Consider the following 9896-nt stretch of genomic DNA (forward strand, 5'->3'; position numbering starts at 1 on the left):
TCAATGAGCAGCAGCCCCGACCAAGCCACTGCCTTGCGCGCCGCCCTTGTCGCCGTCCGCGACATGAAGGGGCGGCTGCGGGCGCGCGAACGCGAACCGATCGCCCTTGTCGGCATCGGCTGCCGCTTTCCGGGCGGGGGCGACGGGCCGGACGGGTATTGGCGCATGCTGTGCGACGGTGTCGACGCCGTCGCCCCCATCCCGCCCGACCGGTTCGACATGGATGCGGTCTATGACCCCGACCCGTCGGTGCCGGGCAAATCCTATTGCCGGCAGGCGGCATTGCTGCCGGAGGTACGGCATTTCGATGCCGGCTTCTTCAACATCTCCCCGCGTGAGGCGGTGACGATGGACCCGCAGCAGCGGCTGCTGCTGGAGGTGGCGTGGGAGGCGCTGGAACATGCCGGCATCGCCGCCGACCGGCTGGCCGGCAGCCGCACGGGCCTGTTCATCGGCACCATGAACCAGGATTACGACCGGCTGGTGCGGGCCAGCGCCGACCCGGCCGATCTGGACGCCTATGTCGGCACCGGCACGGGCACCAGCTTTCTGGCCGGGCGGCTGTCCTATGTGCTGGGGGTGACGGGGCCGGCCATGGCTGTGGACACGGCCTGTTCCTCCTCCGCCCTGGCCGTGCATCTGGCCTGCCAGAGCCTGCGTGGCGGCGAATGCGATCTGGCGTTGGCGGGGGCCGCCAATCTGATCCTGGTGCCCGATACTTTCATCACCATGGCGCGGCTGAAGGCCCTGGCCGCCGATGGCCGCTGCAAGACCTTCGATGCGTCGGCTGATGGCTATGGGCGGGGTGAGGGGGCGGGGATAGTGGCGCTGAAGCGCCTGTCCGATGCGCGCGCGGCGGGAGACCGCATCATCGCCGTGATCGCCGGGTCGGCGGTCAACCATGGCGGGGCCGCTGCCGGCCTGACGGTGCCCAGCGGGTCGGCCCAGCAGGCGGTGATCCGCGCGGCCCTGGCCCAGGCGGAGACGGAACCGCATGCCGTCACCTATGTCGAGGCGCATGGCACCGGGACCAGCCTGGGCGATCCGATCGAGATCGCGGCCCTGGCGGCCGTGCAGCAGGGGCGGACCACCCCCCTGCATGTCGGCACCGTGAAGACCAATATCGGCCATCTGGAGGCGACGGCTGGCATCGCGGCCACCATCAAGGTGGCTTTGATGGTCCAGCATGGGCGCATCCCGCCGCACCTGCATTTCACCAAACCCAACCCGGCGCTGGATCTGGCTGCCGTGCCGGCTGAGGTGCCCGTGCGCATGACGGACTGGCCGGGACCGCGCGTGGCGGGGGTCAGCGCCTTCGGGATGAGCGGGACCAATGTGCATCTGGTGATCCGGGCCGACGACGCTGCCGAACCGGTGCAGATAGCGGCGACGGGCCCGCAATTGCTGGCCCTGTCGGCGCGCGATGATGCCGCCCTGTCTGCCCTGACCGGGCGCATGGCGGCGGCCCTGTCGGCCCTTGATGCACCGTCGCTGTCCGCTGCCGCCTGGACGCTGGCCACTGGTCGGGTGCCGCTGGAAAAGCGGCTGGCGGTGCTTGCCGACGACGCGACCGATGCCGCCGCCCGCCTTGCCGCCTTTGATGGACAGCGCGGCACGGCCCCCCTGGGCGGGCGGACGCGCGTGGCTTTCCTGTTCAGCGGCCAGGGCAGCCAATATGCCGGCATGGCGGCCGGGCTGTATCGGGAAGAGCCGCTGTTTCGCGAAACGGTGGACCGCTGTCTGGCCGCCATGACGGAACTGCCGGACCTGGCCGATATCTGGCTGGGCGGCGGGGATGATGCGCGCCTGAATGACACGGCATATGCCCAACCGGCCCTGTTCGCCCTGCAGGCGGGGTTGGTGGCGCTGTGGCGCGGGCTGGGGGTGGAGCCCGATCTGGTTCTGGGCCACAGCGTGGGCGAATTCGCCGCCGCCTGGGCGGCCGGGGTGCTGGGGCTGGAGGATGCGGCGCGGCTGGTGGTGGCACGTGGGCGGCTGATGCAGGCCCTGCCGCGCGACGGTGCCATGATCGCGGTCTTCGCACCGGCTGCCGATCTGGTGGAGCTTGTCGGCTACCGGGTGGGCATCGCCGGGCTGAATGGTGCGGCAGAGACGGTGTTGTCGGGCGATGCGGTGATGCTGGACGGGATCACTGCCGATCTGTCGGCACGCGGCATCCGCTGGAAGAAGCTGGCGGTCAGCCATGCCTTCCATTCGCCGCTGATGGACCCGGCGGTGGCCCCGTTCACGGCAAGGGCCGGTGCTGTTGCCGCCAGGGCGCCCGTGCTGCCCTGGATTTCCACCCTGACGGCTTTGCCAGTGCAGTCGGCACCCGATGGGAGCTATTGGGGCCGGCAGATACGCGAACCGGTGGCCTTCGCCCCCGCCCTGTCGGCCCTGGCCGCCCAGCGCATCGGTTGTGTGATCGAGATCGGGCCCGGCCCGGCGCTGGTGGCGCTGGCGCGGCGGGAACAGCCCGATGCCGCCATCACTTGGTTATCCAACCTGCGGTCTGGCGGGCAGGATCGCCGCCGGTTCCTGGAGACCGTGGCCGGTGCATGGAGTGCGGGCGTGGACGTACGGCTGGAGGCGCTGCATCCGCCCGGTGGGCACCGGCCTGTGTCGCTGCCGACTTACCCGTTCCAGCGGGTGCGCCACTGGATCACCCAGCCGCCGGCCGCCCTGCCGCCCCTGCTGGGTGTGGCGTGGGAGCCGGTGGCACCGCCGGCCGGTCCGGAACCGGCAGGTCGTTGGCTGGTGGTGCCGGATCGGGGTGGGGTTGCCGATGCGCTGGCGGCAACGGGCCTGGATATGGAACTGATCGCACCCCCGGCGGTGGCCGGGCGAGACCTGACGGGCATCGCCGGGGTGCTGCATCTGGCCGCTCTGGACCTGTCCCCCTGGGCCAAGACAGCGGAACTGCGCCCGGCGCTGGAGGGGGCCTTGGTTTTGGCCCGCACTGACGTGCCGGCGCTATGGGTGACCAGGGGGGCACAAGGCACGGTGACCAACCCGGCTGGTGCCACGCTCTGGGGCCTGGGCCGCACGGCGGCGCTGGAACAGCCGGAAACAGCACCGGTGCTGCTGGATCTGCATGATGATGCCGATGCGGCATCCATCATCCGGGACTTCCTGCCCCGTCTGGCGGCCTGCCGGGCGGCGGGGGAACGGCAATGGGCGTGGCGCGACGGCTGGCGCGCGGCGCGGCTGGTGCCGGTTCCGGCGGTACCGACCCAGCCGGTCCCGCTGCGGCCCGACCGCACCTATCTGGTGACGGGGGCCACGCGTGGGCTGGGTCAGGCGGTGGCCCGCGATCTGGCGCGGCGCGGTGCCAAACACTTGCTGCTGCTGGGCCGGTCGGAACCGGATGCGGGCCTGCTGGACGATCTGGCGCGCGACGGCGTGCAGGCCGTGCCAGTGCGCGCCGACATCACCGATGTGGAAGCCGTCAAGCAAGGCATTGCCGCCGCCAACGTGCCGCCGCTGGCGGGCATCGTACATGCGGCGGGGATATTGCGTGATGGCGTGCTGTCGGGCCTGGACTGGGACGCTTTTGCCGCCGTGCTGGCCCCCAAGCTGGAGGGGCTGGCCAGCCTGCGGGCGGTGGCCGACGGGATGGACCTGGACTTCCTGACCCTGTTCTCATCCGCCGCCGGCACGTTGGGATCGGCTGGCCAAGGCAATTATGCCGCCGCCAATGCTTGGGCGGACGCGGCTGTATCCGCCCTGTCCGCCGATGGACGCCGGGTTTCCAGCATAGCCTGGGGACCCTGGCGCGGCCTGGGCATGGCGGCGGGGTCGGACGCGGCCGGTTGGGCAAAGCGCGGCGTGCGGACGCTGGACCCGGCGGCGGGACTGGCCGCGTTGGCCGCCCTGGCCGGGCAACCGGGACCGGTCGCTGTGCTGCCGTTTGACTGGAAGGCGTGGCGCAGCGTGGATGACAGTGCCTTCCTGGACCGGCTGGCCCCGCGCGGGTCGGTGGATATGGTCACGGGTGGCGAACTGGCAGCATTGCTGGACCAGGCCCCGCCCGGTGATCGGCTGCGGCTGGCGGAACGGGAGGTCGGGCGGGTGGTGCGGTCGGTGCTGCACCTGCCCGAGGAGATGGCGGTCGATCCCGACCAGCCGTTCAGTGTGTTTGGAATGGATAGCCTGATGGCCCTTGAATTGCGTGGCGAGCTGGCCCGCCGGATCGGTCGGCCCCTGCCGGCGACCCTGACCTATGACCATCCCACGCTGGCGGCCCTGGCCCGCTTCATCGCTGGCGACCCGCCGTCTGTGCCGGCCAAGCAGGCTGCACCAAATGCCTTGCGTGAGAAGGTGGCCTCGATGGATGAGGCGGCCCTGGCGGATTATGTGCAGCGCAAGCTGGCCGCCCGCCGGGGGGGCACGCGATGAACGGCGAGAGACTGGACCCCACCCGCGAATTATTGCTGCTGCTGGAAGAGGCGGAGGCGCGCATCGCCGACCTGGAGGGGGCGCGCCATGCCCCCATCGCATTGGTCGGCATGGGCTGCCGCTTCCCCGGTGCCGAGACTATCGCCGCCTTCTGGGATCTGCTGGTGCAGGGTCGGTCCGCCGTAGGCCGGGTGCCGGCTGATCGCTGGGACGCGGATGCCTGGTACGATCCCGACCCCGATGCCGTGGGCAAGATCTACACAACCGATGGCGGCTTCCTGACCCAGGTGGACCGGTTTGATGCCGGCTTCTTCGGCATTTCCCCGCGCGAGGCGGAAAGCCTGGACCCGCAGCACCGCCTGTTCCTGGAGGTGGCGGCGGAGGCGCTGGAGGATGCGGGCTTGGCCCTGGACCGGCTGTCGGGCAGTGCCACCGGCATCTATCTGGGGATCGGCAGCGGCGATTATCTGCGCGTGCTGGGCGACCTGACACGGCGCGAACCCTATTACGGGCCGGGTAACGCCTATAGCGCGGCGGCCGGGCGCCTGTCCTATCTGCTGGGCCTGCAGGGGCCGTGCATGGCGGTGGACACGGCCTGTTCATCCTCGCTGGTGGCCGTGCATCTGGCCATCCAGGCACTGCGGGCCGGGGAATGTGACGCGGCGCTGGCCGGCGGGGTCAACCTGATCCTGTCGCCGGAAACGACGCTGTATTTCTGCCGCATGGGGGCGCTGGCCCGTGACGGGCGCTGCAAGAGTTTCGATGCAGCCGCCGATGGCTATGTCCGGGGGGAAGGGTGCGGCGTGGTGGTGCTGAAGCGCCTGTCGGATGCGCTGGCGGCGGGCGACAATGTGCTGGCGGTGTTGCGCGGATCGGCGGTGAACCAGGATGGCCGCAGCAACGGCCTGACCGTGCCCAACGGCCCGGCGCAGGAGGCGGTGATCGCCCGCGCCCTGGCCGATGCGGGAATGGAGCCGGCCCACATCTCCTATGTCGAGGCGCATGGCACGGGCACCAGCCTGGGCGACCCGATCGAGGTCAACGCCCTGGCCCGCGCCCTGCGCCCGGCAGAACTGAAGGATGTGCCGCTGGTCCTGGGGGCGGTGAAGACCAATCTGGGCCATCTGGAAAGTGCGGCCGGCATGGCCGGTTTGATCAAGACGGTGCTGGCGCTGAAGCACCGCACCATCCCGCCGGTGCTGAACTTCACCCGGCCCAATCCGGAGATCGACTGGGCCGCCGCCGACCTACGCGTACCGACCCGCGCTCAGCCCTGGGACGTGGCCCAGCCCGTGGCCGGTGTCAGCGCCTTTGGCTTTGCCGGCACCAACGCCCATGTCGTGGTGGCGGCGGCCCCGGAAATTGCCACCCACCCGGATGTCGAAGCGCCCAAGGCCCTGCTGCTGCCCCTGTCGGCCCGCAGCCCCGGTGCCCTGCGCGATCTGGCCGCTGCCTATCGGGACCGGTTGGCCGGCGGCACGGAGGATGCCGCTGCCCTGTGCCGGGCCACGGCGCGACACCGCGCCCATTACCCGCACCGGCTGGCCCTGACGGCAGCAGATGCCGCTGGCCTGCGTGCGGCGTTGACCGGCTGGCTGGACGGACGGGACGAGGGGGAGGGTTGGCAGGCGCTGGCCAGTGCGGGGGCTGCGTCGCGTCCGCGCGTGGCCTTCGTCTTTCCGGGCCAGGGCGGGCAATGGGCCGGCATGGCGCGGGACCTGATGGATGACCCCGTCTTTGCCGGCGCGCTGGAGACCGCCAGCGCCGCACTGGTGCCGCATCTGGGCCTGTCCGTCGCCGGCCTAATCCGCGAAGGGGCGGTCTGGGACCGGATCGACCGGATACAGCCGGCCTTGTTCGCTCTGCAGGTGGCGCTGGCCGCCCTGTGGCGATCCTGGGGGATCGTGCCCGATACGGTGGTCGGCCATTCGATGGGGGAAGTGGCGGCGGCGCATGTCGCCGGTATCCTGTCGCTGGACGATGCGGCCCGCATCATCGCCCTGCGCAGCCGCCTGCTGTCCAGCATCGCCGGACAGGGCGCGATGCTGCTGACCGACATGTCGCTGCCGGATGCCGAGGCGCGGACTGCCCCCTTCCACGGTCGCCTGTCGGTGGCGGTGGCCAATAGCCGCCGGTCCACGGTGTTGGCCGGCGATGCCAATGATATCGACGCACTGGCGGCGCAATTAGAGGTCGAGGGCAGTTTCGCCCGCAAGGTGAAGGTGGATGTGGCCAGCCATAGCCCGCAGGTTGACCCGCTGCTGCCGGAATTGGCGGCGCTGCTGCGCGACCTGTCGCCGCGCGACGGGCTGGTGACCATGGTGTCCACGGTTACCGGCGCGCTGGTGAAGGGCGCGGAACTGGATGGGGATTACTGGTGCCGCAACCTGCGCCGGCCCGTGCTGTTCGGCATGGTGGTGGAAGGGCTGGTGGCGCGCGGCACGGATGTGCTGATCGAGATGGGCCCTCATCCGGTGCTGGTGCCGGCCATGGTGGAGAATATCCAGGCCGCTGGCCGTCCGGCGCGTGCCGTCGCCTGCCTGCGCCGCGACGTGGCCGCGGCGGCCCCGCTGGCCGAGGCGGTGGCGGCCCTTTATGCCGCCGGGGCCGTGCTGGACTGGCCGGCGCTGCTGCCCGCCCCCGTGCCGCCCGTTGACCTGCCGCACTATCCCTGGCAGCGCCAGCGCTATTGGGCTGAGCCGGTGGAGGGCGTGCGCATCGCCCCGCCGCTGCCCAGTAGTGCCGCCGGACAGACGGAGATCGGCGGCTATTACGACCAGGGTGCCGCCTATCATGAGGCGCGGCTGGCCCAGGGCGGGGCCGAGGCATCGCAGGAGGTGCTGAGCGGTTACCTGACCTGGAGCCTGCTGCCCGTGCGCGTGCCCGGTTTCTCCTGGCTGCGCACCGTGTTCCAGCCCGAACATGATCCCGCCCAGCAGAAACTGCTGGTCGATGGCCAACTGGAACTGCGCCGGCTGCTGTTCCGGGGGATCGAGATGGCCAGCCTGAAGCGGGCCTTCGATTTCGGCTGCGGCTATGGCAGCGACCTGATTGATCTTGCGGCAGCACATCCCGGCCTGTCGGTGGAGGGCTATACATTGTCGGCGCGTCAGGCGGAGATCGGCAATGGCAGGGCGGCCCGGCTGGGGCTGGGCGACCGGGTGCGGCTGTACCAGCGCGACAGTGCCGCGACACCCTTCCCCGGCATCTATGATCTGGTGTTCGGGTTCGAGGTGTCGGGCCTGATCGCCGACAAGGTATCGCTGTTCGCCAATATCCGCAGCCATCTGGCCCCGGGCGGGCGGCTGATCCTGGCCGAGGTGCTGGCCACCGGGTCGTCGTCGGTCGATCTGCCGGAATTGTCCACCTACTCGGCCACCACGGCGCAGTTCGCCGAACTGCTGGCCGGGGCCCGGATGCGGCTGCTGTCCTGCACCGATGTCAGCGGCCCCATCGCCAATTGCCTGTATGACGGGGATTTTGAGGCCAATCTGGCCAAGGTGGCGGCCGATCCCGCCGTCGATCCGGCCCTGGTCCGCCATGTCGCCATGTATCCCAATGTCGGTCGGGCGCTGGATGCGGGCCTGATGATCTATGCCCTGATGTCGGCGGTCCATGATCCGCATGCGCCCGTGGCGGAATTGCTGGCCCATAACCGCGCTGCCCTGGACCGGCCCACGCCCTATCAGGAAGCCCGCGCCCTGCTGCCCGACGCCGCACCCGACCATGCGCCCTGGCTGTGGCGCATCGACTGGCGGCCGGCGACGGTGCCGCCGCTCGTAACAGCGGGGTCGGAATGGCTGCTGGTCGGCGGCGGGGACGGGGAACGGGCGGCGCTGGCATCGGCCCTGACCCAGGCCGGTGCCCAGGTGGAAACGGCGTCCCAGGTGCCGGCGGAGGTATCCGGTTCCCTGGCCGGCATCGTGCATCTGGGGGCGCTGGGCCTGTCCGGGCTGTCGCCGGCGGAGGAGCGGCGGCATGGGGTGGTTGATGCACTGCATCTGGTGCAGACGCTGGTCCGCGCGGCATTGCGCAATCCGCCGCGCCTGTGGCTGGCCACGGCCGGGGTGCAGTGGGACGGCACCGCACCGGCGCAAGGGCCCGTCTGGGGCCTGGGCCGGACGGTGGCGCATGAACATCCTGAATTGCGGTGCAGCCTGACCGATCTGCCGCCGGTGCCCGGTGCCGATGACTGGGCAGCTTTCGCTCGGCTGCTGCTGTCCGATGTGCCGGAAACGCAGGTGACGGTGCGCGACGGTGCCCTGTCGGTGGCGCGGCTGGCGGGGGCTGCGGTGACGTTGGTGGAACCGGCAAGCCTACATCGCAAGGGTACCTATCTGGTGACGGGTGGCCTGGGCGGGCTGGGGCTGGCGGTGGCGGAAAGGTTGGCAAAGGCAGGGGCCGGCTGCCTGGTCCTGACCGGCCGGCGTCCGCCGGGGGAGGCGCAGGCGGCGGCCCTGGATGCCATCGCCGCTTGCGGCGTGGAACTGGACATAAGACAGGTGGATGTGGCCGACCGGGCCCGCATGCTGGCGCTGCTGGACGATATCGACCGGCCGGACCGCCCCCTGCGCGGCGTCATCCATGCGGCCGGGTCCCTGGATGATGGTATCCTGCTGCAACAGGATGCCGGGCGCTTTGAACGGTTGCTGGCCGCCAAGCAGGGCGGGGCCCTGATCCTGGATGAGGGCACGGCAGACCGGAAACTGGATTTCTTCGTGCTGTTCTCCGGCCTTGCCTCCTTTCTGGGGTCGCCCGGACAGGGCAACTACGCGGCGGCCAATGCCGCCCTGGACGCCATTGCCCGGTCACGGCGGTCGCGCGGCCTGCCGGGCCTGTCCATCAACTGGTCACCCTGGGCGGATATCGGGCTGGTTGCCGATGCTGCGGACGGGCTGAGCCAGCGGGGGGTGGAACCGCTGCCGGCCGAACGCGGGCTGGATTTGCTGATGCGCTGCCTGGGGCTGGCGGAGGTGGCGGAGCTGGCGGTGATGTCGTTCGACCGCCGCCGCTGGGCCCAGGCCTATCCGGCACTGGCGGCGGCACCGTTATTGTCGGAGGTCACGTTGCCGATGGTGGCGGTGCGGGAGCCGGCGACGGACCTGCGTGCCGCCTTGCTGGCCGAACCGGTGGGCTGGGCCCGGCAGGGCCGGCTGGAGGCGCATCTGGCCGGGGTGCTGGCCCGTGTCCTGCGCCTGTCGCCCGCGGCGGTGGAGCGCAATACCGCGCTGAAGGATCTGGGTTTCGACAGTCTGATGGCATTGGAGACCCGTAACCGGCTGGAGGCGGATACCGGGCTGAAACTGCCCGTCACCCTGGTCTGGAAGCACCCGACCGTGGCCGATCTGGCCCTGCACCTGGCCGAACGGATGGAGGTGCCGCTGCTGGTCATCGCCGAACCTGCGGCATCTGACGATGATGGCCTGGGCGACCTGCTGGACATGCTGGAGGGTCTGTCGGAAGACGAGGCCGAACAGCGCTATCGGGCGGAGGGCTGA

The 9896-nt window shown here is 70.7% G+C and carries 2 protein-coding genes; both read left to right on the forward strand.

Annotated elements, in window-relative coordinates; genetic code table 11:
• Nucleotides 1-3 precede the first annotated feature (3 nt).
• A complete protein-coding gene (locus tag AC1Q7F_RS22670; protein ID WP_492510819.1) occupies nt 4-4398 on the forward strand; it encodes a type I polyketide synthase in 4395 nt (1464 codons plus the stop codon).
• Nucleotides 4395-9896 (forward strand): type I polyketide synthase, encoded by a 5502-nt coding sequence (locus tag AC1Q7F_RS22675; protein ID WP_492510820.1) that lies wholly within the window; start codon nt 4395-4397, stop codon nt 9894-9896. The genes AC1Q7F_RS22670 and AC1Q7F_RS22675 overlap by 4 nt, the downstream gene beginning before the upstream one ends.

The sequence above is a fragment of the Niveispirillum sp. GW835-FHT14G11 genome (assembly GCF_058793615.1).

Coding starts and splice junctions, on each gene's coding strand:
- AC1Q7F_RS22670 (WP_492510819.1), top strand. CDS start 4: ATGAGCAGCAGCCCCGACCAAGCCACTGCCTTGCGCGCCGCCCTTGTC.
- AC1Q7F_RS22675 (WP_492510820.1), top strand. CDS start 4,395: ATGAACGGCGAGAGACTGGACCCCACCCGCGAATTATTGCTGCTGCTG.